Here is a 26,132-nt window from a genome sequence, read left to right on the forward strand (position 1 = left end):
GAGACGTAAGGCCGGTCGCGGTGGTTCAACCGCGCCGCGGCAGCCTGACGGTGACCGCGAGCCCGCCGCCCTCCCTCGGCCGCGCGGCGACCGTGCCGCCGTGGGCGGTGGCGATGGCCCGCACGATCGACAGGCCGAGACCCGTGCCACGCTCCGACCGCCGCCGGAACGGCTGGAAGATCGTCTCCAGGTCGTACGCCGGCACGACCGGCCCGGTGTTCTCGACGGTCAGCTCGACCTCGGCGTCGGCGGCCCGGGTGGTCAGCCAGGCCCGCCCGCCGGGGGCGTTGTGCCTGACGGCGTTCTCGAACAGGTTCTGCACCAGCCGCTCCACCAGCACCGGATCGCCCTCGGTCACCGCCTCGGCGACGTCGTGGCCGACGGTCACCGCACGCTCGAGGGCCTCGGCCGCGCCCAGGTCGACGACGTGCTCGACCACGTCGGCCAGGTCGAACGCGGTCGTGTCGGTCAGCGCCTGCTCGCCCTGGGCCAGCGCGAGCAGGCCGTCGATGAGCCGTTCGTGCCGTTCGTTGACGACGAGCAGCGACTCGCCCAGCCGCACCACCTCGTCTCCTGCCCCGGCGCGGCGAATGGCCACGTCGACGAGGGTGCGGTTGACCGTGAGCGGGGTGCGCAGCTCGTGGGAGGCGTTGGCGATGAAGCGGCGCTGGCCGTCCTGGGCGCGGGCCAGCCGCCCGAGCACGCCGTCGAAGATGTCGGCCAGCTGCCGGATCTCGTCGTCGGGGCCGTCGTAGCCGATGCGTTCGGTCAGGTCGTGGCTGAGCGCCACCCGCCGCGCCGCGACGGTCACCCGGCGGGCCGGGCGCAGCGCCCACCCGGCCGCCTGCCAGCCGGCCGCCGCCGCGATCAGGGTCGCCGCCAGCACCACCAGGCCGCCGAAGCCGCGCACCCGCTCCTGGGTCTGCTCCAGATAGGTGCGCTTGACGGCCAGTTCGTAGAGGCCCGACAACGACGGGTTCCCGCCGTCGGCGGAGAAGACCAGCGTCGTCATCTCCTGCGGCAGCGGGCCCATCGTGCTCCGCACGACGAGGAACACGCAGCCCAGCAGCGCCGCGCCGATGACCAGCATCACCCCGCCGAACAGCAGCGCCATCCGGGCCCGGATGCTCAGGGCAGGCGATAGCCGACGCCGGGCACGGTCTCGATGACCGCCGGTTCGCCCAGCTTGCGGCGGAGCTTCATCATCGTGGTGCGCACCGTGTTGGTGAACGGGTCGGTCTGTTCGTCCCACACCTTCTCCAGCAGTTCCTCGGCCGACACCACGCCGCCCCGCGCCCGCAGCAGCACGGCCAGCACGCCGTACTCCTTGCGGGCCAGCGGCACGTACCGCCCGGCCCGGAACACCTGCCGGTGGGCCGAGTCGAGGCTCAGGTCGCCACGCCGCAACACCGGCGGGTCGGCCGGGCCCGGCCGGCGGCCGAGGGCCCTGACCCGGGCCACCAGTTCGGCGAAGGCGAAGGGTTTCGGCAGGTAGTCGTCGGCTCCCAGGGCGAGCCCGGCGATCCGGTCGTGCACGCCGCCCAGCGCGGTCAGCATCAGCACCCGCACGCTCCCGGCCACCGCGCGGCAGACCTCGTCGCCATGGACGCCGGGCAGGTCGCGGTCGAGCACCAGCACGTCGTAGTCGCGCTCGGCCAGCAGGGTCAGCGCGGCGGTTCCGGTGTAGGCGACGTCGGCGGTCATCGACTCGGCCACCAGCCCGGCCACGACGGCGTCGGCGATCAGTCGTTCGTCTTCGGCGACCAGCACCCGCATTCGGCCCAGGATGTCAGAAGGCGAATAACGCGGGCATAACCGATTCCCGTTACGACGGCCCGACGAGAATTCTGGTGGACTCCCGGCGATGTCTTTCGCCTCACCACTGTTCCTGTGGTTCTTCATGCCGGCCACCCTGGTGGCCTATTGGCTGCTGCCCGGGTTCAGGAACGGCATCGTCGCGGCGGCCAGCCTGGTTTTCTACGCGTGGGGCGCGGGGGCGTACACGCTGCTGCTGTTATCGGCCATCGCGGTGAACTACGTGGCGGGCCGGGTGCTCGACCGGATCGAACGCCGCAGAACGGCGGTGCTCGTCGCGGCCGTCACGTGGAACCTGTCGATTCTCGCGGTGTGGAAGTACGCCGGATTCGCCACCGAGCAGATCCGCGCCCTCGGCCTGGAAGGCGTGCCGCTGGTCGAACTGGCGCTGCCGATCGGCATCTCGTTCTTCACCTTCCACCACATCTCCTATGTCGTGGACGTCTACCGGCGCAGCACGCCGGCGCAGACCAGCGTGGTCGGCTTCGTGACGTACATCGCGATGTTCCCGCAGCTCGTGGCCGGTCCGATCGTGAGATATCACGAGATCTCGGGGCAGCTGGCCAAGCCCGTCGAGGGCGGGCTCGCGGCCGGGTTCCCGAGGTTCGCGCTGGGGCTGGCCAAGAAGGTGGTCATCGCCGACTCGCTCGCGCCGATCGCCGACGCCGCGTTCGCGCCCGGCGCGGAGATGTCGACCATGACGGCCTGGGTGGGCGCGCTGGCGTACACGCTGCAGATCTATTTCGATTTCTCCGGCTACTCGGACATGGCGATCGGCCTCGGGCTGATGATCGGATTCCGTCTTCCGGAGAACTTCGACCGGCCCTATTCGGCCCATTCGATAACCGATTTCTGGCGGCGCTGGCACATGTCGTTGTCGAGGTGGTTCCGCGACTACGTCTACATTCCGCTCGGCGGCAACCGGCACGGCCCGTGGCAGACCTATCGGAATCTGCTCACCATTTTCGTGTTGTGCGGTCTGTGGCACGGCGCCGACTGGACCTTCCTCGTCTGGGGCCTCTATCACGGCTTTCTGCTGATCGCCGAACGGCTGCTGCGTTTCCCGCCCGGCCGCGCGGTCACGTTCTTACTGGTCGTCTTCGGCTGGGTGCCGTTCCGCGCCGAGAGCCTGCCGGCCGCGTGGGACATGCTCGGCGCGATGGTGACGTGGCGGCCCGGCCCCCTCGACGAGTTCGTCGCCCACGCCGCCAACCCGCAACGCCTGGCCGTCTTCGTGCTCGCCCTGCTCGTCGTCCTCCTGCCCGGCCGCCCGCTCGGCCCGCTGGTCGCGACCGGCCCGCGCCCGCTCCGCGCCGCGGTGACCTGGCTGGCCGCCCCCTACGCCGCCCTGCTGGTCGCCGCCGGCACCTTCAGCCCGTTCCTCTACTACCAGTTCTGAGGTGGACGCCCATGCGAACCCGCCTGGCCGCACTGTTGTTCTTCTTCCTCCCGGCCATCGCCTTCGCCGCCGGAGCCCGCGCCGTGGAGATGGAGAACAAGCCGCTGCCGCCGGTACCGGCCCTCGACGGCGACTGGAACTCGTGGGCCACCGCCCACCTGCCGTTACGCGACCAGGCGGTGCGCGCCAACGTCGCCCTGACCGAGGCGCTGTTCGGCCACGCCCCCGCCTACGGCTTCGGCTACCCCAAGGTCATCGAGGGCGAGGAGGGCTGGCTCTACTTCGGCGACGACGTGACCGAAGCCTGCCGCCAGAAGCACCCGATCGCCGAGACGATCACGGCCCTGCGCCGGCTGGCCGAACGCGTCGAGGCGGCCGGGAAACGGTTCGTCCTCACCGTCGCCCCCGACAAGACGACGATCAGTCCGCAGTGGCTCCCGGCGCGTTTCCCCGGCCACGACTGCCTGCGCGCCCGCAAACAGGAGTTCTGGACCGCACTTGAGAAGGCCGACCTCCCCGGGTACGTCGACCTGCGCGCCCCCTTGGAGCGACTCCAGCGCACCACGGGACAGCCGGCCTACTGGCGCACCGACAGCCACTGGACCGACCGCGCCGCCGCGACCTACGCCGCCGAACTGGCCCACGCCCTCGATCCCGGCCTGGCCGCGAAAACCGGCCTCGTCTTCACCGGCCGCGCGCCCCGCGAGGGCGACCTGGGCATACTGCTCGGCGCCCCCCGCGAGGAGACGATCGACCGCTACCGCCTCGACCGCACGGGCGCGCCGCGCTACGAGCCGAAGACCGTGCTGATCGGCGACTCGTTCACCCGCAACTCGATGCCGTGGCTGACGCCGTACTTCGCGAACCTGTCCTACCAGCGCAACGACGGCCCGGTGACGTGGCACGACGCCGAGACGGTGATCGTCGAGATCGTCGAACGCCACCTGGTCGGCGGCAGCTCGCCCATGCTCGGCCTCGACTGAAATTTTCACCCCCATTCCAGGTCAGCGGGGGGTTCCGAGACGCCGTCGTGTACATCTCCAGCACGGGCGGCCAACCATGTGAGCGCTCCCAACCAGCCATGGAGGCTCGAACATGAAAAGACTGCGTCTCGCGGTCGCCGCGCTGCTGGCGACCCTCGGGGTGGCCGTCATCCCGCCCCCGGCCCAGGCGGCGGTCGCCTGCTCGGTGACGTACGCCAAGACCTGGGACAACGGCGGCGGCTTCGGCGCCAACGTCACCGTCAGGAACCTGGGCGACCCGGTCAGCCCGTGGACGTTGCGGTTCACCTGGCCCGGCAACCAGCAGGTGGGCCAGGGCTGGAACGGGACCTGGACCCAGTCGGGCCAGAACGTGACCGTGACGGCGCCCTCCTACGCGCAGTCGCTCGGTTCGGGCGCGAGCGTGACGGTCGGTTTCAACGGGACGTACAGCGGGGCGAACACCGCGCCGAGCGCGTACACCCTCAACGGGGTGACCTGCGGCGGCAGCCCGTCGCCCTCGCCTTCGCCCTCACCCTCACCCTCGCCCTCGCCGAGCCCTTCTCCTTCGCCGTCGCCCGGTAACGCGATGGCGGTCGTCGCGGCCATGCAGCCCGGCTGGAACCTGGGCAACTCGCTCGACGCGACCGGCCAGGGCGAGACGTCCTGGGGCAACCCGACGATCACCCCGCAACTGCTGGACAACATCCGCGCCCAGGGCTTCAACAGCATCCGCATCCCGGTCACCTGGGGTCAGTATCTGGGCGGCGCCCCCAACTACACGATCAGCTCCGCCCACCTGAACCGGGTGAAGGAGGTCGTCGGCTGGGCCCTCGCCGACGGCTTCTACGTCATGATCAACATTCACCACGACTCGTGGCAGTGGATCAACACGATGCCGACGGACCGCACGAACGTGCTGGCCAAGTACAACGCCGTCTGGACCCAGATCGCCGCGGCCTTCCGCGACCACTCGCCCAAGCTGCTCTTCGAGAGCGTCAACGAGCCCCAGTTCACCGGCAGCTCCGGCGACGCCCAGAACGCCACCCTGCTGAACGAGCTCAACACCTCGTTCCGCACGATCGTCCGGAACTCGGGTGGCGGCAACGCGAGCCGGCTGCTGGTCCTGCCGACCCTGCACACCTCCGCCGACCAGGCCAGGATCGACGAGCTGAACAGCACGTTCACCAGCCTGAACGACCGCAACCTGATCGCCACCGTGCACTTCTACGGCTACTGGCCCTTCAGCGTGAACGTGGCGGGCGGCACCCGCTTCGACGCGACCGTCCAGCAGGACCTGAACGGCGTCTTCGACCGGTCGTACAACGGCTTCGTCAGCCGGGGCATCCCCGTGATCATCGGCGAGTACGGCCTGCTCGGCTTCGACCGCCACACCGGCACCGTCCAGCAGGGCGAGAAGCTCAAGTTCTTCGAATACCTCGGCCACTACGCCCGCCAGCGCGGCATCACGACCATGTTGTGGGACAACGGCCAGCACTTCGGCCGCACCTCGTTCCAGTGGTCCGACCCCGAACTCGCCGCCCAGATCAAGTCGAGCTGGACCACCCGCTCGGGCACCGCCTCCTCCGACCAGGTCTACGTCCCCCGGACCGGGACCATCACCGCGAAGTCGCTGACCCTGAACCTCAACGGCACGACCTTCCAGGGCCTCAACGGCCTGACCTCGGGCACCGACTACACCGTCTCGGGAAGCACGCTGACCTTGACCGCCTCCGCACTGACCCGTCTGGTCGGCTCTCGCGCCTACGGCGTGAACGCCAGCGTGTCGGCCCGCTTCTCGACCGGCGTGCCGTGGCGGATCAGCATCATCACCTACGACACCCCGCAGGTGGCGGCGTCCACGGGCACGACCAGTGCCTTCACCATCCCCACGACGTTCCGGGGTGACCAGCTGGCCACGATGGAGGCCAAGTACGCCGACGGCACCTTCGCCGGCCCCCACAACTGGACCGCGTTCAAGGAGTTCGACGTCGCCTTCGCCCCCAGCTACGCGGCCAACACGATCACGCTGACCCCGGCCTTCTTCGCTGAGGTCGCCGACGCCCGCAAGGTCACCCTGACGCTGCACTTCTGGAGCGGCGCCCAGGTGACCTATTACGTGACCAAGTCGGGCTCGACGGTGACCGGCTCGACGAGCTGATCCGGCCGGTCACGTCGTCTCGTAGGCGCGGAACGTCGCCGGGGTGCCCTCGCCCGTCAGGTCCCAGGCCCACACCCCGGCGAACGCGCCCGTGAAGCCCCAGCGGCGGCCGAAGGTCGCGTAGTCGTCCGACAGGATCGTGGCGTCGAGGACCTGGGGGAACTCGTGCCACTGGCCGTCTACGGCGTAGGCGAACCGGAGGTCGCCCTGGTCCAGGGAGAGGCGGAGCCGTACCGGGAAAGGGGTGGACAGAGGGACCTCGGCGACCTCCCGCACCTCCGCGCGGTCGCTCGCCAGGAGCAGCAGACGGCCCTCCGTCACCGCGAGGAAGTACCAGTTGTCCATGTTGTAGTAGGCGGTCACCCCGGCGAGTCGCCGGGTGTCCCCGGGGGAGGACTCCACGTCGGCCGCGAAGGTGAAGCGGTGGTCGGTGACGCGGCGCGCGTAGAGGCTGGGGGCGACGGCCGACCACGGCGACTGGCCGCCCCGGAGCGTGAGCGCGTCGCCGTCGACGGTGAGCCAGTCGTCGGTCGCGGTACGCCGCAACGTGCTCCACGCGGAGTGCCGCCAGCCTTCGGGCTCCTCGGCGTGAGGCGCGGGCGGGACCGGCAACTCGCCGCCCACCTGCGGCCAGCCGTCCTCCCAGGTCAGCGGGGCGATCACGGTTTCCCGGCCCAGGATGCAGGCGCCTCTGGGGGTCAGCGGGCGGCTGGCCAGGTAGGCGACCCGCCAGTCGCCCTCGGGGGTGTCGACGAAGCTGGCGTGGCCGGTCTTCTGCAGTTCCGCCGCCGGATCGTCCTTCGCGGTGAGGACGGTGCGGGACGCGGTGTAGGGGCCGGTGAGGGTGCGGGATCTCGCCACCGTCACCTGGTGGTCCCAGCCGGTGCCGCCCTCGGCGGTGACCAGGTAGTACCAGCCGTCTCTCCGGTAGAGGCGCGGGCCTTCGGTGAAGCCCGCCGAGGTGCCTTCGAAGATCAGCTCCGGCGGGCCGATGAGCTTTCCATCGGCCCGGGAGAACTCCTGGGCGATGATCCCCCCGGCCCACGGCCGGCCGGGACGCCATTCGCACTGGTTGCTCAGCAACCACGACCGGCCGTCGTCGTCGTGGAAGAGCGACGGGTCGAAGCCGCGGGCGTGCAGGGGGACCGGCGCCGACCACCGGTCCCCCGGCCGCTCGGTGGTGACGACGAAGTTCGGGGTGTCCCAGAAGCCCCCGAAACTGCGCACGTCGGTGTAGACGAGGTAGAACAGGCCGTCGGCGTAGGACAGGTCGGGGGCCCAGATCCCGCCCGAGTCGGGCACGCCCGTCAGGTCGTCGTGCAGCGCCCCGCCCAGGCAGCGCCAGTTGACCAGGTCGCGCGAGTGGTGCAGCCGCACGCCGGGACGCCACTCGAACGTCGAGGTGGCCACGTAGTAGTCGGCGCCCACGCGCAGGATCGACGGGTCCGGATGTGACCCCCGGAGGACCAGCATGACGCTCCTCTTCTAGAGAGTGACGCTTCCGGCCGCCAGGCCCGACCGCCAGTGGCGCTGGAGCAGCAGGAACGCCGCGACCAGCGGGACGATCGAGACCAGGGCGCCGGTGACGACCAGGTGGTAGATGACGTTTCCCGACGAGGGGGGCGTGGCGTTCCAGTCGACCAGGCCCAGCGTGACGGGGTAGAGCGCGCGGTCGTTGAGCATGACCAGCGGGAGGAAGAAGTTGTTCCAGACGGCCACGAACTGGAACAGGAAGATGGTGACCAGGGCGGGCGACATGAGCCGCGCCGCGACGGTGAAGAACATCCGGTACTCGCCCACGCCGTCGACGCGGGCGGCGTCCATGACGGCGTCGGGCACCGAGCTGGTCGCGTAGATCCTGGCCAGGTAGACGCCGATCGGGCTGACGCAGCTCGGCAGGATCACCGCCAGCGGGGTGTTGTCGAGGCCGAGGTCGGCCATCAGGAAGTAGAGCGGCAGGGCCAGAGCGGTGGTCGGGACGAGGACGGCCCCCAGGATCAGGACCGACAACGTGCGCGACCCCCGGAACGTGTACTTCGCCATCGCATACCCGGCCAGCGCGGCCAGCAGCGTCGCGACCGCCGCCCCGGCGCCCGCGTAGACGACGGAGTTGAGCATCCAGCGCCAGAACAGGCCGTGCTGGTAGGCCCCCAGTTCGGCCAGGTTGCCGAACAGCGCGAACCGCTCGCCCGGCGCGAAGCCGACGGCGCTGAACAGGTCGTCGCTGCCCTTGGTCGCGTTGACCACGACCCACGCCAGCGGCAACAGGAAGTAGACGCTGGCCACCATCAGCACGATCTGGACGGGGAGTCGCTTCACAGTGCGCCCTTCCGCTGGCCGGCCCGCAGGAACACGAACGAGAACACGAACGTCGCCAGGGCCAGGACCACGGCGATCGCCGCCGCGTAGCCGGGCTGGGCGTCGGTGAACGCCTTGCTGTACGCGTAGACGTTCGGGGTGTAGTCGGCGGTGACGCTGCTCGACAGCGGGCGCAACACGGCCGGTTCGTTGAAGAGCTGGAACGCGCCGATGAGGCTGAAGATGAACGCCAGCAGCAGCGCCGGGACCAGCAACGGCAGCTTGATCCTCAGCGCGAGGGCGAGTTCGCCGCATCCGTCGAGCCGGGCCGCCTCGTAGACGCTCGGCGGTACGGCCTGGAGCGCCGCCACCAAGATGATCATGTTGTAGCCGGTCCACTGCCAGACGGCGACGTTGGCGATCGAGCCCAGCAGCGGCGCCCCCTCCAGCAGGTTCGGCGCACTGATCCCAAACGCCTCGAAGGCGGCGGCGATGGGGCTGAACTTGGGCTGGTAGAAGAACCCCCAGATCAGGGTGGCCACCACCACGGGGATGGCGTACGGCAGGAAGAACGTCAGCCGGTGGAACCGCCGCAACCTGACGACCGCGGAGTCGAGCGCCAGCGCGAACCCCGCACTGAGGACGAGCATGACCGGGATGGTCAGCCCGACATACCCCAGCACCCTGAGCAACCCCGAGTGGAACGACGGGTCGGCGAACACCTCGGCGTAGTTGCCCAGGCCGACGAACACGTCCTGCGGGCGGCCCAGCAGTCCTGAACGCTCAGTGCCATGAAGGCTCTGGACGACCGCGATCCCGATCGGGACCAGGAAGAACACGGCGAAGACCAGCACGAACGGCGCGACCATGACATAGGGGACCGAACGATTGCGCCGCGCGAGCGGCCGAGTCACGGTGTGACTCATGAGAGGACTCCTCGGGGATGGGCTTCGCGCGGCCGGCCCGGCGGGGTGCCGGCCGCACGAAGGCTCTATTCGGCCAGGGGGAAGCCCTGTTTCCGCATGTCCTCGGCGGCCTTCGCCTGCACCCGGTCGAGCGCGTCCGACAGCGTGCCGTCGCCGTTGACCGAAGCCCCGAACTCGTCTCTGAACAGGGCGAACACCGTGGTCATGTTCGGCCCCCACGTGAACGACGGGTCGACGCCCTGCTGGGCCGCCAGGAACACCTCCTGCACCTTCTGGCCGCCGAAGAACGGGTCCTCCTTGGTGAAGGCCGGCGACTGCTGCCCGGACGTCAGCGCCGGGAAGATGCCGTTGGTGTCGACGGCCAGGTTCACGGCGTCGGGGTCGGTGTTGAGCCAGGTGATGAACTCGGCCGCCTCCTTGGCGTGCTTGGAGCCCTTCGGCACCGAGAGCGAGGAACCGCCCCAGTTCCCGGCGGCGGCGCCCCCGGCCGTCCACTGCGGCATCGGCGCGACCCGGAACTTCCCTTCGGCCTTGGCCATCGAGCCCTTCAGGTACGACTGCGCCCATGACGGCGCGATCCACGTCGCGACGGTGCCGTCGGTCAGGCCCTTCACCCACTCGGGCGAGAAGTCCGCCCCCGGCGTGACCGACCCGTCGGCCAGCATGCGCTGCCACAGGTCGGCCACCTGCTTCGACTTGGCGTCGTTCAGGCTCACCCGCCACGAGTCACCCTCGACGGTGTACCACTTCGCGCCGTTCTGCCAGGTCAGGCCCGCCCACTGACCGGCCTGCTGGGGAGAGAAGACCGCCATCGACACCTCGGGCGCGGCCTTGTGCAGTTTCGCGGCGGCGGCCGCGTACTCGTCCCAGGTGGCCGGGACGTCGATCTTGTACTTGTCGAAGACGTCCTTGCGGTAGTAGAGGCTCATTGGGGCGATGTCCTGCGGGACGCCGTAGACCCGGTCGCCCAGGGTCGACTGCCGCCAGGCCCAGGCCGGGAACTTCGATCCGAGGTCGGCGGGCACGTGACCGGCGATGTCCTCCAGCGCGTCGGCCGCGACCATCGTGTTCATCATCTGGTATTCGACCAGCGCCACGTCGGGGGCGGTGCCGGCCTTCACCGCGGCCTGGAGCTTCGTGAAGTAGGTGTCGGACGGCAGGCTCTCGTACTTGACCTGCACGTCCGGGTGGGTCGTGTTCCACTTCTCGACCATCTTCGTCTGGTCGATGAAGTGCCAGTAGGTGAGCTGCACCTTGTCCTGTGCCACCGGTGCGGCGGGGGTGCTCCCGCCCGTTCCGCAGGCGGCCAGCAGCAGAGTCAACACGCCGAGGACGGCGCCGAGCCGGGAGCCGATTCCGCTCATCCCGGACTCCTCTCAGGGGACACTTTCGCGAAATTTTCGCGAGATTTTCGAGTACCGTATGCGCGAAGATCCCGGCGGTCAACGGTCCAGTTGGTCACGGATCCGCATAATCGGATCGCGAAAATTTCGAGATAGGCTCCCCAGATGACCAGTGACCGGGTGAAGATCGCCGACATCGCGGCCGAGGCGGGCGTCTCCGTGGCGACCGTCTCGAAGGTGCTCAACGGCAGGTCCGACGTCTCGTCCGCCACCCGCGCGAAGGTCGAGACCGCGCTGCGCCGCAACGGTTACGCGCGCCGGAAGTCCCATCGCCACGGCGACGTCGGTCTGGTCGACCTCGTGGTCAACGAGCTCGACTCGTCGTGGTCGATCGAGGTGATCCGCGGCGCCGAGGAGGCCTGTCACGACGCCGGGGTGGGCATGGTCGTCTCGGCCGTCCACGGCCGGTCGGCCGCCACCCGCGAATGGCTCGACAACCTGGCCGCCCGCAGGTCCGACGGGGTGGTCCTGGTCGTCTCCGAGTTGTCCCGGCCAGAACGGGCCCGGCTCGACGCCATCGGCGTGCCCTTCGTCGTGGTCGACCCGGTGGGCGAGGTCGACCCCGACGTCCCGGCCGTGGGCGCGACCAACTACGCCGGCGGCATCAGCGCGACCGAGCACCTGATCGCGCAGGGCCACACCCGGATCGCCCACCTGGGCGGCCCCCGTGAGCTGCTGTGCAGCAGGGCGCGGGCCGACGGCTACCGGGCCGCGCTCGACCGGGCCGGCCTGCCGGTGCCCGACGGGCACCTCCGCCACGGCGCGTTCACCGACGTCGCCGGCCACGCCGACATGCTCGCCCTGCTCGACCTCGCCGAGCCGCCGACGGCCGTGTTCGCGGCCAGCGACCAGCAGGCGTTCGGCGTCTACGAGGCGCTGCGCGAGCGCGGGCTCAGCGTCCCCGGCGACGTCAGCGTGGTCGGGTTCGACGACGTCCCGGTCGCGCGCTGGGTGTCGCCGCCGCTGACGACGGTCCGGCAGCCGATCTTCGAGATGGCGTCGATGGCCGTGCGGCTGCTGCTGCGGCTGATCGACGGCGAGCCGATCGACTCACCGCGCGTCGAGCTCGCCACCAGGCTCGTCACCCGCGAGTCCGTCGAAACTTTCTCGAAACATTGACTTAGCCGCGATCTCCACCGCACCATGGCGCACACGACACCTGTTCGGCGGGCCGGGTGCCGTTCGCCCGTACGACGAGTGGAGATCCCCGCATGCGCAGAACCGTCCTCCTGGTCGCCGCCTTACTGGCGGGCCTGACCGGGACCACCGTCCTCCCCGCATCGGCCGACGTGGCCGGGCGCAACCTGCCCGCCGGCGGCAGGGTGCTGTTCATGATGGGCCAGGACAGCACGACCCTGTCCGACCTGAAGCGCGACGTGCCGTCGATGAATCCCGGCGGCGTCACCCTCTACACGAACATCGTGCTCGGCGGCTCGCCGCCGCCGCTGGCCGGGATCGCCGCCCCGGCCGACTGGGGCGCGGGGCGGGTCGACTTCCCGCAGACGCTGGGCGACTATCCGAACGCCGCCCTCGCGGTCGGCCTCTACCTGTCCGACGCGACCTCGGGATGCGGCAACCAGCCCCTGCGCGCCATCATCGCCAACCCCGACGCCGACATCACGCCGTCGCTCGTGTCCGCCTACCGCGCCCAGGTCGACGAGCTGGTGAACCGGCTGAAGGGCTACGACCGCGCGGTCTACCTGCGTATCGGCTACGAGTTCGACGGCCCGTGGAACTGCTACAACACCGACTTCTACAAGCGGGCCTTCCGCTACATCAAGGGCCGCATCGACGCGCTGGGCGCCTCGAAGGTCGCCACGGTCTGGCAGACGGCGGCGTGGCCGCTGAACACCTCGACCGACCACCCCGAGTGGAACTACGTCGTCACCGACCCCGACCACCTGACCAAGTGGTATCCGGGCGACGACGTGGTCGACTGGGTCGGCCTGTCGGCCTTCTACAACTCGGGATCGGTCGCCACGCAGTGGGGCTGCCGCGCCTACGACCAGGCCCCGGTGGCCGCGCAGACCCGCGCGCTCGACTTCGCCCGAGCCCGCAACAAGCCCGCGATGATCGCCGAAACCGCCCCGCAGGGCTACACGAACGGCACGCTCACCCGCTCGTGCATCTTCTCCAAGGCGCCCGCCGGCACGTCCGCGGAGACCATCTGGTCGCAGTGGTACGCGCCCTTCTTCGCGTTCGTCGAAGCCAACCGCGACGTGGTGCGGGCCGTCTCGTACATCAACACGAACTGGGACTCGCAGCCGCTCTGGCAGTGCGCGACCGGCGCGCAGGCGGGCGGGCCGGGGTGCGCGAACGGCTACTGGGGTGACTCCCGGATCCAGGCGAACCCCCTGATCAGAAGCCGGTTCCTCGCCGAACTGAGCAAGCCGGTCTACGTCGGCGGCACCGGCCCGAACCCCACGCCGTCGCCCACGCCCACCTCGTCGCCCAGCCCGAGCCCGTCGCCGACGCCCACCGTCACCCCCACGACGGGCCGCTACGACGTCGGCGCGTCGCGGTCGGTCATCTGGTTCCGGCCGAACGGGTTCACCTCGTCGTACGTCACCGTGCACTACCGGGTGAACGGCGGTGGCCAGCTCAACTACTTCCTGACCTGGAACGCCGGGTCGGGACGCTGGGAACTGCCGGTCACCCTGACCGCCGGCAGCTCCCTGAACTACTGGTTCGACTTCCAGCCGACGTCGCAGACGTACCAGGAGTCGACGCCCGCCCGCACCACGACGATCAGCTGACGAGGCCCTTCTCCCCGGCCGTGACCCGGACGTCCAGACGGTTCCCGGCCGGGGGGAAGAAGCAGAGGAAGTGGTCGGTCAGCGCGCACGGCGGCAGGTGGGCCCTGTTGAAGTCGGCCTCCAGCGTCCCGTCCGGGCCCGGGGCGGGCAGCGGGAGGGTGCGGAAGCGGAAGGTCTCCTCGCCGTTCGTCAGGTCGCCGAACTGGGCCGACAGGCCGCCGGGGGCCTCGGTGACCGCGAGGGTGCGGCGGCCTCCCGGGAGGTCGATCTCCACCTCGCCGACCAGGAGCAGGTCGCGGTCGCGGCCGTCGGCGGTGGGGACCGTCTCGGGGCGGGTCTCGCCGTAGGGGCGGAAGACAGCGGGGCGGATCCACGCCGGGTCGTGGGCGTAGGAGTCGATGCCCCGGAAGGCGCGCAGGGTCGCGGCGTCGGGATCCCAGGTCCGGATCACCGGGAGGCCGTCCCGGATGAGGGCCTGGATCTTGACGCGGCCGTGGTGGAGGCCCGAGACGTCGGGGGTGATGACGACCGGGCCGGTCACGGGTTCGCCGTCGATGGTCAGGCCGTCGTCGGGGCCCGCCTTCAGTTCGACGCCGCCGCCGGTCGGGCTCCACACGCCGGGCACGCCCGGGACGACGGTGTCGCCGTCGATCCAGGTCGTGCCGGTCAGGGTGAGCAGGTCGCGGACTTCGGCCTCGCGGGTGGTCATGAGAGCTCCTTCCAGGCCCGGCCGAGCAGTTCGGCCGAGCGCACGCGGTCGGCGTGGTCGTGGGTGATGGTGGTGACGAGCAGTTCGTCCGCGCCCGTGACGTCGCGGAGGACCCGCAGGCGCTCGACCACCTGGGCGGGGGTGCCGACGAACTGGGTGTCGAGACGGTCGGCGATCAGTTCGCGGTCTTCGGGCGTCCACTCGTGCGCGAGCGCCTCCTCGGGCGTGGGGAACGGGATCGCGCCCGCTCCGGTACGGATGCTGCGCACCCACAGGCCGTAGGGTTCGGCGATCCTTTTCGCGTCGGCTTCGGTCTCGGCCACGACGACGTCGGCCGACACCATCACGTGGGGTTTCGCGTGCAGATCCGACGGCTTGAAGGCGTCGCGGTAGGCGTCCACGGCCTCGAGGACCGCCGACGGGGCGACGTGGTAGTTGGCCGCGAACGGCAGGCCGCGTTCGGCGGCGACCTGGGCGCTCTGGCCGCCGCTGCTGCCGAGGATCCACAACTCCAGCTCCGCGCCCTCGCCCGGGTTCACGCGGGCCTCGACGCCCTCGGCCGACCGGTAAGTGCCGGCGATGAACGCCCTGATGTCGTCCACCTGCTCGGCGAAGTCGGGCGACTGCGCGCCGGGCTGCTGGAGCAGCTGCGCCCACAGGGTGAAGATCGACTTGTCGGCGATCGAGGCGAACGAGAACGGCTTGGGGATCAGCAGGCCGTCGACGACCCGCGCCTCCTGGGGCGGCGGCGCGGGCGCGTCCTTGAACTCCTTGGCGCGCTGGCCCGACCGGCCCAGGCCCAGGTCGATGCGGCCCGGGTGGAGCGCGTCGAGGGTGCCGAACTGCTCGACGACGCCGAGCGCGGTCTGGTGACCGAGCTGCACCGCGCCCGAGCCCACGCGGATGGTGCTGGTCGCGGCGGCGACCGCGCCGATCAGCACCGCCGGGGCCGAGCTCGCCACGCCCGGCGTGAAGTGGTGTTCGGCCAGCCAGTAGCGGTGGTAGCCGGCCGCCTCCGCCGCGCGCGCCAGGTCGAGGGTGTTGGCGAGGGCCTGCCGGGCGTCGCCGCCGGAGACGATCGGGGCCAGGTCGAGGATGGACAGCCGGGTCATGCGAGCCCTCCCAGGGGTCTGCTGGGGATGTCGGCGCGGAGCACGGGCGCGATCTCCGCTTGGAACAGTTCGAGCGAGGCGCGGTGCCGCGCGGCGGGCAGCCCGTCGGCCTCGGCCGAGATGTGGATCACCTCGTGGCCGAGCCGGTCGTGGTAGCGGTGGACCTTGTCGATGATCTGCTGGGGGCTGCCGACCAGGATCGAGCTGCGCTCGATGGCGTCCTCCAGACTGTGGAAGACCGGGTCGAGGCCGCGCTGGGCGAAGAACTTCAGCCGCGCGTCGAAGATCGGCCGGTAGGTCTCGATGGCGTCCTGCGACTTCGGGGCGCTGTAGTAACCGGCCGTGCCCGCCCCGACCACGGCGTCCTTCGGGTCGTGGCCGTGGTGTTCCCAGCGTTCGCGGTAGTAGGCGACGAGTTCGGCGTACGGCTCGACCGGATTCGAGACGTTCGCGGAGAACAGCGGGTCGCCGTAGGAGGCGGCCAGGTCGACCGACTCGCGGCTGGTGGCGCTGCCGTGCCAGACCCTGATCGGCCGCTGGAGCGGGCGGGGCAGCACCTCGGCGTTCTCCAGCGGCGGGCGGAACCGGCCCGACCAGGTCACCCGGTCCTCCCGCCAGAGGCGGCGGAACAGTTCGTAGCCCTCCCGGTTGCGGTCCCACTGGTCGGCCTCGGTGACGTGGAACAGTTCGGCCTGCGCGGTGCCGTTGCCCTTGCCGATGATCAGCTCCAGCCGGCCGCCCGACAGGTGGTCGAGGGTCGAGTAGTCCTCGAAGGCCCTGACCGGGTCGAGCAGCGCGAGCGTGGTGACGGCGGTGAACAACCGGATCGTCGAGGTCTTGGCGGCGATGTGGCTCAGCACGACCGTCGGCGACGACGACAGGAACGGGCGTTCGTGGCGCTCGCCGAACGCGAACCCGTCGAAGCCCAGTTCCTCGGCCACCACCGCGCTGTCGACGATCTCGCGGAAGCGCTGCTCGACCGGCGTGCCGGGGTCGGTGTGGAAGCCCAGCGTGAGGGCGAGGAACTTCACGACACCCTCGCGTACCGGCTGGCCGGACGGCCGAGCCCGAGGCGTCCACGCAGGTCGGGGGTCTCGTACGCGGTCCGGAACGCCCCCCGCGCCTGGAGCTCGGGCACCAGGCCCCGGGTGATGGCGGTCAGGTCGTGCGGCAGGGCCCCCGGGCGCAGCCGGTAGCCCTCGAAGCCCCAGTCGAGCAGCAGGTCGGCGAGTTCGGCGGGGCTGCCCTCGAAGACGTGGGCGTCCGACTCCAGCGGCGCGCCGTCGAGGTCGTCGAGGCGGGCCTTGTGGTCGCCGAGGAAGACGACCAGGTCGGCGAACACCTTCAGGTCGGGGTTGAGCTCCCTGACCTCCTCGGTGATCCGGCGGGCGTCGTCGCGGCCGGTGGGGGTCACGTACAGGACGTCGGCGTTGGCGGCGGCGAACTCGTAGGGCTTGGTCGCGTGGCCCAGCGCGGTGACGAGCGGCTGGCCCTGCGGCGGGCGGGGGGTGATCGACGGGCCCTTGACCGCGAAGAACTCGCCCTGGAAGTCGATGTAGTGCAGCCGGTCGCGGTCGATGAACCGGCCGGTCGTGGCGTCGCGGATCTCGGCGTCGTCCTCCCAGCTGTCCCACAGGCGGCGCACCACCTCGACGGCGTCGGCCGCCTCGCGGAAGAGGGCGTCCACGAACTCGGCGTTCGCCGGGTCGAACGGCGGGAACTCCCGGCGGCCGAAGTGGGCCGCCTCGTCGGGACGTCCCGACACACGCGGACGCCAGCCCGCGCGGCCCTTGCTGGCGTAGTCGAGCGAGGCGATGCCGATCGCCACGTGGAACGGCTCGGTGTGGGTCACGCTGGTCGTCGGGATCAGGCCGATCTTCGAGGTCAGCGGGGCGACGGCGGCGGCCAGGAGCACGGCGTCGAGCCGGCCGCGCACCTGGTCGAGGCGGTCGTCGGGGGCGTCGTGCCGGGACGACTGGAGGCTGAGGGAGTCTTCGAAGGTGACCCAGTCGAGCAGGCCGCGTTCGGCCTCGATGACCAGGTCGGCCCAGTATCCGGCGGTGAACAGCCGGTCAGGCCGGGCCCCTTCGGCCCGCCAGGCGGCCGGGTGCCAGCCGGCCCCGTCGAGGGCGACCGCGAGGTGCAGGCTCATGAGAGCTCCTTCAGTCCGAGGTGGTGGCGCAGGGTCGGGCCGGTGTAGTCGGCCCGGTAGACGCCCTTCTCCTGGAGCAGCGGCACGACCTTGTCCACGAGGTCGTCGAGGCCGCCCGGGGTGAGGTGGGGCACGAAGATGAAGCCGTCGGCGGCGTCGGTCTGCACGAAGTGGTCGATCTCCGCCGCGACGGAGAGCGCGGTGCCGACGAAGGTCTGCGGGGCGGCCGTCTCGATGACGAGTTCGCGGATCGACAGGTTCTTCTCCTCGGCCAGCGCCCGCCACTTGGCCGCCGTCTCGGCGCGGTCGCGGCGGAACTGGGCCCGGCCCTTCGAGACGTCGGTCGACAGGTCGGGCTCGACGTCGGGGAGCGGGCCGTCGGGGTCGTACCCGGACAGGTCGCGGCCCCAGATCGCCTCCAGGAACAGGATCGCGGTGCGCGGGCCGACCTGGGCGCGGCGGATCTCGGCCGCGCGTTCCTCGGCCTCCTCCTGGGTGTCGCCCAGCACGTAGGTGACGGCCGGGAGGATCTTCAGGTCGTCGGCGGTGCGGCCGTACTTGGCCAGGCGGCTCTTGACGTCGCGGTAGAAGACGCGTCCCTCGTCCAGCTTGCTGTGCCGGCTGAAGATGACGTCGGAGGAGGCGGCGGCGAACTCGCGGCCCTCCTCCGAGTCGCCGGCCTGGATGATCACCGGGTGGCCCTGCGGCGGCCGGGGCACGTCGAACCGGCCGCGGATGTCGAAGTGCTGACCCGTGTGCTCGAAGAAGCCGATGCCGCCGGGCCGGGCGAACCGGCCGTCCGACCTCGGCAGCGCGTCGGGGGCCCAGGAGTCCCACAGTTCGCGGGCGGTCTGGAGGAACTCCTTGGCGCGGGTGTAGCGGTCGGCCTCGGCCAGGTAGCCGCCGCGCCGGAAGTTCTCGCCGGTGAAGGCGTCCCAGCTGGTCACGACGTTCCAGGCGGCCCGGCCGCCCGACAGGTGGTCGAGGGTGGCCAGCCGCCGGGCCACCTCGTAGGGCTCGTTGAAGGTGGAGTTGACGGTCGCCGCCAGCCCGAGGTGGGTGGTCACGGCCGACAGGGCCGACAACACGGTCAGCGATTCGGGCCGGCCGACGACGTCGAGGTCGTGGATGCGGCCCTTCATCTCGCGCAGCCGCAGCCCTTCGGCGAGGAAGAAGAAGTCGAACTTGCCCCGTTCGGCGGTCTGCGCCAGGTGCGTGAAGGAGTCGAAGTCGATCTGGCTACCCGACCTGGGGTCGGACCAGACGGTCGTGTTGTTCACGCCCGGGAAGTGCGCGGCGAGATGGATCTGTTTGGTCATAGTGCCCTCCTGGCACGGCTGCGAGCAGTTCTCGGGTGTACGGGTCGGCCGGCGCCGTGAAGATCTGGTGCACGTCGCCCGACTCGACGGCCCGGCCGTCCTTCAGCACCAGCACGTGGTCGCTGACGTGGTGCACCACCCCGAGGTGGTGGGAGATGAACAGGTAGGCGAGCCCGAGTTCGGCCTGCAGTCCGGTGAGCAGGTCGAGCACCTGGGCCTGGATCGACACGTCGAGCGCCGACACGGGCTCGTCGCAGACGATCACGCGGGGGCGCGGGGCCAGCGCGCGGGCGATGGCCACCCGCTGGCGCTGCCCGCCGGACAACTTCAGCGGCCGCCGGTCGAGCACGCTCTCGTCGAGGCCCACCTGTTCGAGCAGCTCGACCGCGCGCCGGCGGCGTTCGGGCCGGGGGGTGCCGCCGACCTCCAGGGCCTCGTCGAGGACGCGGCGTACCGAGAACCGGGGGTCGAAGGAGCTGAGCGGGTCCTGATAGATCACCTGCGTCTGCCGCCGGTCGATCTCGACGCTCCCCCGGTCGGGCCGGAGCAGGCCGAGCACCAGCCGGGCCGTCGTGGTCTTGCCCGACCCCGACTCGCCGACGACGCCGAGCGTCTGCCCGGCCCGCAACTCGAAGGAGACCCCGTCGACGGCGGTCCTCCCCTTGAACGTCTTGACCAGGCCCTCGGCCCTGATCACCACGTCACCGGGCACGGTGGTGCGGGAGCCCGGTCGCGGGATGGCGGCGAGCAGGCTCTTCGTGTACGCGTGCTCCGGCGCTCCCAGCACCTGCCGGGCCGGGCCGTCCTCGACGACGACGCCGTCCTTCATGACCAGGATCCGGTCGGCGAGCTCGGCCACCACCGCGAGGTCGTGGCTGATCAGCAGCAGCGCCTGACCGGCCCGTTTGCGTTCGGCCAGCAGCCGGAGGATCTGCGCCTGCACGGTGACGTCGAGCGCGGTGGTCGGCTCGTCGGCGATGAGCAGCCGGGGCCCGCAGGCGATGGCCGAGGCGATCAGGGCCCGCTGCCGCAGGCCGCCGGACAGTTCGTGCGGATACTGCCTGGCCCGGACCGCCGGCTCGGGCACGCCGACCTCGGTCAGCAGGTCGATCACCCGGCCGGGGAGCTCGTGCCGGGGCGCGGCGCGGTGCAGCTTCAGCGTCTCGGCGATCTCCTTGCCGACGGGGCGGAGCGCGTCGAGCGAGACCAGCGCGTCCTGGAGGACGTAGCCGATCGTGCGTCCCCGGATCGACCGCCACTGGCGTTCGCCGAACCTCGACGCGTCCACGCCCTCGACCGCCAGCCGCCCGGCGGTGACGGTGGCCTCCTCCCCGGTCAGCCCGAGGAGGCTGCGCGCGGTGACGCTCTTGCCCGACCCCGACTCGCCCACCACGGCCACGCACTCGCCCGGGTGGACGGCGAGCGAGACGCCGCGCACGGCGGCCACGCCCGGGAAGCTCACGTGCAGGTCGGTCACCTCGACCACGGGTGTGCTCACGCGATCCTCCGCTGGAGCCGCCGTCCGACGACGGTGACGGACAGGACGGTCAGCGTGATCGCCACCCCGGGGAAGACGGCGATCCACCAGGCGACCGAGAAGTAGTCGCGCCCGGCCGAGAGCATCGCCCCCCATTCGGGCGCCGGCGGTTGCGGCCCGAGCCCGAGGTAGCTCAGCGAGGCGGCGGCCACCAGGGCGGTGCCGACCTCGATGGTGGCCAGCACCGCCAGCGGCTCGAACGCGTTGGGCAGCACGTGCCGGGTGATGATCCGGCCCCGGCCGAGCCCGAGCGAGACGGCCGCCTCCACGAACCCGGCGTTGCGGATCACCATGGTCTGGGCGCGCACCAGCCGGGCGTAGCCGGGCGCGGTGTAGAGGGCGATCGCGAAGATCACGTTGACCGTTCCGGGCCCGGTGACCGTGATGACGAGCAGCGCCAGCAGCAGCGTCGGCAGCGACAACACGATCTCGATCAGGCGGGTCACGATCTCGTCGACCACCCGCCCGCCGAGGGCGGCCAGCAGTCCGAGCGCGGTGCCGACGACCACCGCCAGGGCGGTCGCGCCGAGCCCGGCCAGCAGGGAGGGCGCGGCTCCGTACACGATGCGGGCGAAGACGTCGCGGCCGTTGGCGTCGGTGCCGAGCAGGTGGTCGGCGCTCGGCCCCTGGAGGGCGGCGAGCGCGTCGGCGGCGTCGGGGGTGACGCCGCCCGTGAGCAGGCTCGGCGCGAGCGCGGCCAGCGTGATCAGGGCCAGGAAGGCCACCGCGAAGACCTTCACGCCGCACCCCGCAGCCGGGGGTCGATGAGGAGGTAGAGCAGGTCGACGACGATGTTGACGACGACGTACACCACCGCCGTGAGCAGCACCACGCCCATCACGACCGGCAGGTCCTTGCCGCCGACGGCGGTCAGGGTGAGCTGGCCGACGCCCTGGCGGGAGAAGATCTGCTCGACCGCGACCATCGCGCCGACCGTCAGGCCGACCAGCCAGCCGATCAGCGTCACGGTCGGGACCAGCACGTGCCGCAGCGCGTGCCGGAGCCGAACGCCGAGGTCCGACATGCCGCGGGTGCGGGCGGTCAGCACGAAGGGCTGCTCCAGCGTCAGCTCCAGGCCCTCGCGCATCATCTGGGTGAGCAGGGTCGTGATCGGCAGCGCGACGGCGATGACCGGGAGCACCAGCGCGGCGAGACCGTCGTTGCCCACGGCGGGGAACCAGCCGAGCTGGAAGGAGAAGATCGTCAGCAGCAGGATCGCGGTCCAGAACGTCGGGATCGACACCCCGACGAGCTCCAGGCCCGACGACAACCCCCTGATCCAGGGTCTGCGCCGCGCGGTCAGGATCGCCAACGTCGTCGACACCACCACGGCGACCAGCAGCGAGACCCCCGCGAGCTGCAACGACGGCCCGAGCTGCGCCCCGATCGCCGAGGCGACCGGTTCGTGCAGCTGGTACGACTGCCCGAGGTCGCCCCGCAGCACGCGCCCCAGGTAGGTGGCGTACTGGACGGCCAGGGGCTCGCCGAGCCCGTAGTCGGCGATGATCTGGGCCCGCACCTCGGGCGTGACGACGCTGCTGCCGATCAGCACGTCGACCACGTCGCCGGGCGTCAGGTGCAGGGCGGTGAAGGAGACCGTCACCGCCCCCCAGAGCACCAGCACCGAGGTGCCGAGCCGGGTGAGGATGCGGCGGATCATGCCTTCGACACCCAGGCGTCGTAGAAGGTCGGGAACGCCTGCGGCTCGAAGGTGACGTCCTGGACGTTCTTCGACGCGCCCAGCAGATAGGTGAAGACGTAGACCGGGACGATCGAGGCGTCGGCGTTGGCCTTCTGCTGGACCTTGGCGTAGAGGGCGGCCCGCTCAGTCAGGTCGGTGGTGCGCAGCGCGCCGGTCAGCCAGCCGTCGACCTCGGGGTCGTGCCAGCGGGCCAGGTTCTGGCCGAAGAAGTCGGGGCGGGGGATGTTGGAGATCGCGAACAGGTTGCGCAGCGCGTCGCCGTCGGCCCGCTGCCAGCTGAAGTCGATGAGGTCGTAGTCGCCGGCCAGCGCCTTGGGGGTGAAGTCGGCGGGCGTGACGTCGACGAACTGGACGTCGAACCCGGCCTTCTTGGCCTCGGCCTGCACCTGTTCGGCCAGCGTGCCGCGCTGCTCCCGGGCCAGCGCCTTGAGGAACGGCCACTTCACCGTCAGCCGCCGGCCGTCCTTGGTGCGGTAGCCCTCGGCGTCCTTGCTCGACCAGCCGGCCTCGTCGAGCAGCCGGGCGGCCCCTTCGGGGTCGTACCTCCACTGCGTCTCGGTGGCCTTGTCGTATCCGGCCGTCGCCGGGGAGATCGCGCTGAACGCCGGGTCGAAGGCGCCGAAGTAGAGCTTCTCGACGACGGTGGCGAAGTCGATGCCGTCGCGGAACGCCTGCCGGACCTTCTGGTCGGCGAAGACCCCCTTCTCGTTGTTCGGGTAGTAGTTGTAGTTCCCGCCCGGGGCCTGCTTGCGGATGATGGTCAGCTTGGGGTTGGCCTCGACCTGCGTGACGTTGACGGGCGGCACGCTGGCGATGGCGTCGATCTGCCCGCTGGTCAGCGCCCCGAGCCTGACGGCGTCCTCGACGATGACCTTGAACTCCAGGCGTTCGAGGCGGGCCGGCCCGGCGTGCTTGGCGGTCGGGGGCGCCCAGTCGTAGTCGGGGTTGCGGCGGTAGGTGATGCCCTGGTGCGGCACGTACGCGTCGATGACGAACGGCCCCGTCCCGACGACCTTCTTGGCCAGCGCCTCGGGCCCGAGCGCCAGCTGCTTGGGCGACTGGATGCCGAAGTAGGCGGTGGCCAGCGCCGCCAGGAAGGGCGAGTACGCCTCCTTGAACGTCACCTCGATGGTCTGCGGGTCGACGACGGTGCTCTTCTCGTACGGCCCGAACGCCGCCGCCGCCAGCTGCGACTTGGTCGCCGGGTCGACGATGTGGTCGAGGTTGGTCTTCACGGCGGCGGCGTCGAAGGGCGTGCCGTCGCTGAACTTCACCCCGGTACGGAGCTTGAAGGTGTAGGTCAGCTGGTCGTCGGAGATCTCCCACGAGCTGGCCAGCCACGGGTGCACGTCGCCCTTGTCGTCGAGGGCGACCAGGGAGTCGAGGACGGGCCGGGTGAACAGGCCGGTGACGTCCTGCGGGCTGGCGTGGGGGTCGAGGTTGAGCGGCTCGGTGTTGACGCCGAAGACGAGCGAGCCGCCCTGGGCGGGCGGGCCGGCCGGGGCCTGCTCGGGTGCGCTGGTCCCGCCACAGGCGGCGAGCAGCGGAAGTAGGAGTAGTGCGGCAAGGGGGGCGCGGAACCGGCGCACGGAGATCACCTCTCAGTTTCCTACTTTTAATGTAGGAAATAGGGGAATCTCCGTCAAGCGGCTGTGGTCAGTGCCACCCTCCGTCGACCCGCAGCGTCGCGCCGGTGACGTAGCCGGAGCGCGGGCTGGCCAGGAACGTCACCAGGCCGGCGTACTCCTCGGGCAGCCCGATCCGCCCGACGTCGACCATGGTGGTGAGCCGCTTGCCCGCGGTCTCGGCCATCTCCTCCCAGGTCTCGCCCCAGCCCGACTGCCGCCCGAGTTCCGTCAGCCGGACCTTCGCCTTCGGCGTGAGGATGCCGCCGGCGGCCACCGCGTTCGAGGTGACCCCGGAGTCCTTCAGCTCCCGGGAGAGCGAGGCGGCCAGGTTGTTGCGCGCGGCGTTGGTCGCGGCGTAGTGGGGCTGGGTGTCCATCGGGTGGTCGGAGAGGGCGCTGCTGATCTGGATGACCCGCCCCCAGCCCCGCTCCTTCATGCCCGGCACGAACCTCTTGATCATGCGTACCGAGGCGACGACGTTGACGTTGTAGATGTCGTTCCAGTCGTCGGCCGACAGACTGTCCCAGGTCAGCGAGGGGTCGAAGACGCCCAGGTTGTTGACCAGGATGTCGACCTCCTTGGCCGCCTCCGCCACGGCGTCGGCGCCCTCGTCGGTCGTGAGGTCGCCGATCGCGACGGTCCCGCCGATCTCCTTCGCGATCGCCTCGGCCCGGCCCCGATCCCTTCCGTGGACGACCACCGTCACCCCCTCGGCGGCGAGGGTGCGGGCGATCTCCTCGCCCAGACCGCTGGTCGATCCCGTCACGAGGGCGCGCTTGCCGGTGAGCTGCAGGTCCATTTCGGTTCCCTTCATGGATTGGACTACGCGGTCCAAAATGCCATCAGAAAAATGGACTGTCAAGTTCACTTTTGCTAGAGTACCCAGGTGAGAGCACTGACTCCGAAGGGCGCCGCCACTCGGCAGCGGATCGTCGAGGGCGCCGCCAAGCTCATCCGCGACCACGGCCCCGCCAACGTGGGCCTCGACGACATCCGGGCCGCGACCACCACGAGCAAGAGCCAGCTCTTCCACTACTTCCCCGACGGCAAAGCCGACATGCTGCTCGCCGTCGCCGCCCACGAGGCCGAACTCGTGCTCGCCGAACAGGAGCCCTACCTGAGCGACCTGACCTCATGGTCGCAGTGGGAGGCCTGGCGCGACCGGGTGATCGCCCGCTACGCCGCCCAGCGCCGCCGCTGCCCGCTGTCGGCGCTGACGGCGCAACTGGGCCTGGCCGACCCGGCGGTCGAGGGCATCATCACGGGCATGTACACCCGCTGGCACCGCCACGTGGCCGACGGCGTGCGGGCGGTCCGCCCCGACGCCGACGCCGAACGCGTGGCGACCCAGATCATCGGCGCCATCGCGGGCGGCGCGACGATGCTGGTCGCGACCGACGACATCCGCTATCTCGAAATCGGCCTGACCGACGCCATCGAAAGCCTCAGAAACGCATAATCAACGCGATCCATTCGTGACCGATGGCTGTGATCATCAGATTCACCAGTTCGTGGCCGGTCGGGGCGTCTCCATGACGTCGACCTTCTCCACGGTGGAGGAGGACTTCGACTACCGGCAGAAATTCCGCGTCGAATTCGGTCCCGACGGGATCGTGGCGGTCGACCGGCGCGACGTCGCCGATCCGAGATATCCCGATCCGCCACTCCGCTACGTCTTCTTCGAAGACCGTTACTACTGCCAGGGCTGGTGGTGCCTGACTCCGCCGACGAAGACGTGGGTCAAATTCGAAGAAACCGGCCGCGTCCCTGACTTCTCGGCAGGCGACATCGCCATGGACGAGCCCGCCACCCTGAAGGCGCTGCTGGCCCGCGCCGTGAGCAAGAAGCCCGGCGGCGTCTACGACGGCACTCGCACCACCCTTCACCGAGGCGCCATCAGTCACCACGATCTCTATCGGATCTCTCCCGCGTTCCAGCGCAACTACGGCGGCAAACGGCCGACCGGAAACAACGCGAAGCAGAGAATCGTCTGGCGGATCTGGATCGGCGAGGACGGGCTGGTCCGCCGCGTCTGGACCTCGGACGCCGAGAAGATGGGCCCTACCCGCATCGTCACCTCGATCACCGACTCCCTGCTCAGGGGCTGGGGCGCGGAGACCCACATCCAGGAGCCGTCGGCCAGCGATTCGGCTGAGCCCGACGAATGGCGTGAACACTGACGAATGCCTCAGTTTCTTGACAGGGAGTAGTTCGTCGGAGACTTTGTGTACGAAC

Annotated in this window: 23 protein-coding genes; 7 read left to right on the forward strand and 16 right to left on the reverse strand. The window is 70.6% G+C overall.

What is annotated here, in order from left to right:
- Window positions 1-25 precede the first annotated feature (25 nt).
- Both AW271_RS30865 and AW271_RS30870 read right to left on the reverse strand, forming a co-directional pair.
- Window positions 26-1,114, reverse strand: a complete 1,089-nt coding sequence (locus AW271_RS30865; protein ID WP_063818173.1) for a sensor histidine kinase — start codon at window positions 1,112-1,114, stop codon at window positions 26-28.
- 14 nt (window positions 1,115-1,128) lie between these two features.
- Window positions 1,129-1,776: a response regulator transcription factor gene (locus AW271_RS30870; RefSeq protein ID WP_062341125.1), complete on the reverse strand. Its 648-nt coding sequence runs from the start codon at window positions 1,774-1,776 to the stop codon at window positions 1,129-1,131.
- A gap of 88 nt (window positions 1,777-1,864) precedes the next feature.
- On the opposite strand from AW271_RS30870, the gene AW271_RS30875 reads away from it, so the two are divergent.
- The 3 genes from AW271_RS30875 (at window position 1,865) to AW271_RS30885 (ending at window position 6,355) form a co-directional block, all read left to right on the forward strand.
- Window positions 1,865-3,214, forward strand: coding sequence for an MBOAT family O-acyltransferase (locus tag AW271_RS30875; RefSeq protein WP_062341126.1), 1,350 nt, complete (start codon window positions 1,865-1,867; stop codon window positions 3,212-3,214).
- Between the two features lie 11 nt (window positions 3,215-3,225).
- Complete coding sequence (locus AW271_RS30880; protein WP_062341127.1) at window positions 3,226-4,197, forward strand: alginate O-acetyltransferase AlgX-related protein; 972 nt, start codon at window positions 3,226-3,228, stop codon at window positions 4,195-4,197.
- A 112-nt stretch (window positions 4,198-4,309) separates the two neighbouring features.
- Window positions 4,310-6,355, forward strand: a complete 2,046-nt coding sequence (locus AW271_RS30885; protein ID WP_062341128.1) for a cellulase family glycosylhydrolase — start codon at window positions 4,310-4,312, stop codon at window positions 6,353-6,355.
- Window positions 6,356-6,364: 9 nt separating this feature from the next.
- On the opposite strand, the gene AW271_RS30890 is transcribed toward AW271_RS30885, so the two are convergent.
- From AW271_RS30890 to AW271_RS30905, 4 genes are all read right to left on the reverse strand, one after another.
- Window positions 6,365-7,828 carry a glycoside hydrolase family 43 protein gene (locus tag AW271_RS30890; protein WP_062341129.1) on the reverse strand — a complete coding sequence of 488 codons (1,464 nt, stop codon included), beginning with the start codon at window positions 7,826-7,828 and terminating at the stop codon, window positions 6,365-6,367.
- 12 nt (window positions 7,829-7,840) lie between these two features.
- Window positions 7,841-8,674, reverse strand: coding sequence for a carbohydrate ABC transporter permease (locus AW271_RS30895; RefSeq protein WP_062341130.1), 834 nt, complete (start codon window positions 8,672-8,674; stop codon window positions 7,841-7,843).
- The gene (locus AW271_RS41695) at window positions 8,671-9,579 is read right to left on the reverse strand and encodes a carbohydrate ABC transporter permease (protein ID WP_062341131.1); all 909 of its coding nucleotides are present in this window, start codon (window positions 9,577-9,579) and stop codon (window positions 8,671-8,673) included. Before AW271_RS41695 ends, AW271_RS30895 begins: the two co-directional genes overlap by 4 nt.
- Before the next feature lie 65 nt (window positions 9,580-9,644).
- Complete coding sequence (locus tag AW271_RS30905; protein ID WP_062341132.1) at window positions 9,645-10,943, reverse strand: ABC transporter substrate-binding protein; 1,299 nt, start codon at window positions 10,941-10,943, stop codon at window positions 9,645-9,647.
- 144 nt (window positions 10,944-11,087) lie between these two features.
- Between AW271_RS30905 and AW271_RS30910 the strand changes: the two genes are divergently transcribed.
- On the forward strand, window positions 11,088-12,101 hold the full coding sequence (locus AW271_RS30910) for a LacI family DNA-binding transcriptional regulator (RefSeq protein WP_062341133.1): 1,014 nt from the start codon (window positions 11,088-11,090) through the stop codon (window positions 12,099-12,101).
- Window positions 12,102-12,193: 92 nt separating this feature from the next.
- Window positions 12,194-13,738, forward strand: a complete 1,545-nt coding sequence (locus tag AW271_RS30915; protein ID WP_062341134.1) for a glycoside hydrolase family 26 protein — start codon at window positions 12,194-12,196, stop codon at window positions 13,736-13,738.
- Here AW271_RS30915 and AW271_RS30920 read toward each other — a convergent pair.
- From AW271_RS30920 to AW271_RS30965, 10 genes are read right to left on the reverse strand one after another with little or no spacing between them, the layout of a single operon-like run.
- On the reverse strand, window positions 13,731-14,447 hold the full coding sequence (locus AW271_RS30920; protein ID WP_062341135.1) for a DUF1684 domain-containing protein: 717 nt from the start codon (window positions 14,445-14,447) through the stop codon (window positions 13,731-13,733). The two genes, AW271_RS30915 and AW271_RS30920, sit on opposite strands and share 8 nt — an antisense overlap.
- On the reverse strand, window positions 14,444-15,559 hold the full coding sequence (locus AW271_RS30925) for an LLM class flavin-dependent oxidoreductase (protein WP_062341136.1): 1,116 nt from the start codon (window positions 15,557-15,559) through the stop codon (window positions 14,444-14,446). The genes AW271_RS30920 and AW271_RS30925 overlap by 4 nt, the downstream gene beginning before the upstream one ends.
- The gene (locus AW271_RS30930) at window positions 15,556-16,590 is read right to left on the reverse strand and encodes an LLM class flavin-dependent oxidoreductase (RefSeq protein ID WP_062341137.1); all 1,035 of its coding nucleotides are present in this window, start codon (window positions 16,588-16,590) and stop codon (window positions 15,556-15,558) included. Before AW271_RS30930 ends, AW271_RS30925 begins: the two co-directional genes overlap by 4 nt.
- The gene (locus AW271_RS30935; protein WP_062341138.1) at window positions 16,587-17,711 is read right to left on the reverse strand and encodes an LLM class flavin-dependent oxidoreductase; all 1,125 of its coding nucleotides are present in this window, start codon (window positions 17,709-17,711) and stop codon (window positions 16,587-16,589) included. Before AW271_RS30935 ends, AW271_RS30930 begins: the two co-directional genes overlap by 4 nt.
- Complete coding sequence (locus AW271_RS30940; protein WP_062341139.1) at window positions 17,708-19,030, reverse strand: NtaA/DmoA family FMN-dependent monooxygenase; 1,323 nt, start codon at window positions 19,028-19,030, stop codon at window positions 17,708-17,710. The genes AW271_RS30935 and AW271_RS30940 overlap by 4 nt, the downstream gene beginning before the upstream one ends.
- Entirely contained in the window at window positions 18,951-20,528 is a 1,578-nt protein-coding gene (locus tag AW271_RS30945) for a dipeptide ABC transporter ATP-binding protein (protein WP_062341140.1), read from the reverse strand. The genes AW271_RS30940 and AW271_RS30945 overlap by 80 nt, the downstream gene beginning before the upstream one ends.
- Window positions 20,525-21,307 carry an ABC transporter permease gene (locus AW271_RS41700; protein ID WP_062341141.1) on the reverse strand — a complete coding sequence of 261 codons (783 nt, stop codon included), beginning with the start codon at window positions 21,305-21,307 and terminating at the stop codon, window positions 20,525-20,527. Before AW271_RS41700 ends, AW271_RS30945 begins: the two co-directional genes overlap by 4 nt.
- A complete protein-coding gene (locus AW271_RS30955) occupies window positions 21,304-22,227 on the reverse strand; it encodes an ABC transporter permease (RefSeq protein WP_062341142.1) in 924 nt (307 codons plus the stop codon). Before AW271_RS30955 ends, AW271_RS41700 begins: the two co-directional genes overlap by 4 nt.
- Window positions 22,224-23,867, reverse strand: coding sequence for an ABC transporter substrate-binding protein (locus AW271_RS30960; protein WP_245653294.1), 1,644 nt, complete (start codon window positions 23,865-23,867; stop codon window positions 22,224-22,226). Before AW271_RS30960 ends, AW271_RS30955 begins: the two co-directional genes overlap by 4 nt.
- Before the next feature lie 58 nt (window positions 23,868-23,925).
- Window positions 23,926-24,711: an SDR family NAD(P)-dependent oxidoreductase gene (locus AW271_RS30965; protein WP_218008221.1), complete on the reverse strand. Its 786-nt coding sequence runs from the start codon at window positions 24,709-24,711 to the stop codon at window positions 23,926-23,928.
- 72 nt (window positions 24,712-24,783) lie between these two features.
- Here AW271_RS30965 and AW271_RS30970 point away from each other — a divergent pair, with 72 nt between their 5' ends.
- Window positions 24,784-25,356, forward strand: a complete 573-nt coding sequence (locus AW271_RS30970) for a TetR/AcrR family transcriptional regulator (RefSeq protein WP_062341144.1) — start codon at window positions 24,784-24,786, stop codon at window positions 25,354-25,356.
- A gap of 73 nt (window positions 25,357-25,429) precedes the next feature.
- Window positions 25,430-26,077 carry a hypothetical protein gene (locus AW271_RS30975; protein ID WP_157554801.1) on the forward strand — a complete coding sequence of 216 codons (648 nt, stop codon included), beginning with the start codon at window positions 25,430-25,432 and terminating at the stop codon, window positions 26,075-26,077.
- The last annotated feature ends 55 nt before the right edge of the window (window positions 26,078-26,132 follow it).

It is taken from the genome of Herbidospora sakaeratensis (assembly GCF_001570525.1).
GTDB lineage: Bacteria > Actinomycetota > Actinomycetes > Streptosporangiales > Streptosporangiaceae > Herbidospora > Herbidospora sakaeratensis.

Coding starts and splice junctions, on each gene's coding strand:
- AW271_RS30865 (WP_063818173.1), bottom strand. CDS start 1,114: ATGGCGCTGCTGTTCGGCGGGGTGATGCTGGTCATCGGCGCGGCGCTG.
- AW271_RS30870 (WP_062341125.1), bottom strand. CDS start 1,776: ATGCGGGTGCTGGTCGCCGAAGACGAACGACTGATCGCCGACGCCGTC.
- AW271_RS30875 (WP_062341126.1), top strand. CDS start 1,865: ATGTCTTTCGCCTCACCACTGTTCCTGTGGTTCTTCATGCCGGCCACC.
- AW271_RS30880 (WP_062341127.1), top strand. CDS start 3,226: ATGCGAACCCGCCTGGCCGCACTGTTGTTCTTCTTCCTCCCGGCCATC.
- AW271_RS30885 (WP_062341128.1), top strand. CDS start 4,310: ATGAAAAGACTGCGTCTCGCGGTCGCCGCGCTGCTGGCGACCCTCGGG.
- AW271_RS30890 (WP_062341129.1), bottom strand. CDS start 7,828: ATGCTGGTCCTCCGGGGGTCACATCCGGACCCGTCGATCCTGCGCGTG.
- AW271_RS41695 (WP_062341131.1), bottom strand. CDS start 9,579: ATGAGTCACACCGTGACTCGGCCGCTCGCGCGGCGCAATCGTTCGGTC.
- AW271_RS30905 (WP_062341132.1), bottom strand. CDS start 10,943: ATGAGCGGAATCGGCTCCCGGCTCGGCGCCGTCCTCGGCGTGTTGACT.
- AW271_RS30910 (WP_062341133.1), top strand. CDS start 11,088: ATGACCAGTGACCGGGTGAAGATCGCCGACATCGCGGCCGAGGCGGGC.
- AW271_RS30915 (WP_062341134.1), top strand. CDS start 12,194: ATGCGCAGAACCGTCCTCCTGGTCGCCGCCTTACTGGCGGGCCTGACC.
- AW271_RS30920 (WP_062341135.1), bottom strand. CDS start 14,447: ATGACCACCCGCGAGGCCGAAGTCCGCGACCTGCTCACCCTGACCGGC.
- AW271_RS30925 (WP_062341136.1), bottom strand. CDS start 15,559: ATGACCCGGCTGTCCATCCTCGACCTGGCCCCGATCGTCTCCGGCGGC.
- AW271_RS30935 (WP_062341138.1), bottom strand. CDS start 17,711: ATGAGCCTGCACCTCGCGGTCGCCCTCGACGGGGCCGGCTGGCACCCG.
- AW271_RS30940 (WP_062341139.1), bottom strand. CDS start 19,030: ATGACCAAACAGATCCATCTCGCCGCGCACTTCCCGGGCGTGAACAAC.
- AW271_RS30955 (WP_062341142.1), bottom strand. CDS start 22,227: ATGATCCGCCGCATCCTCACCCGGCTCGGCACCTCGGTGCTGGTGCTC.
- AW271_RS30965 (WP_218008221.1), bottom strand. CDS start 24,711: ATGAAGGGAACCGAAATGGACCTGCAGCTCACCGGCAAGCGCGCCCTC.
- AW271_RS30975 (WP_157554801.1), top strand. CDS start 25,430: ATGACGTCGACCTTCTCCACGGTGGAGGAGGACTTCGACTACCGGCAG.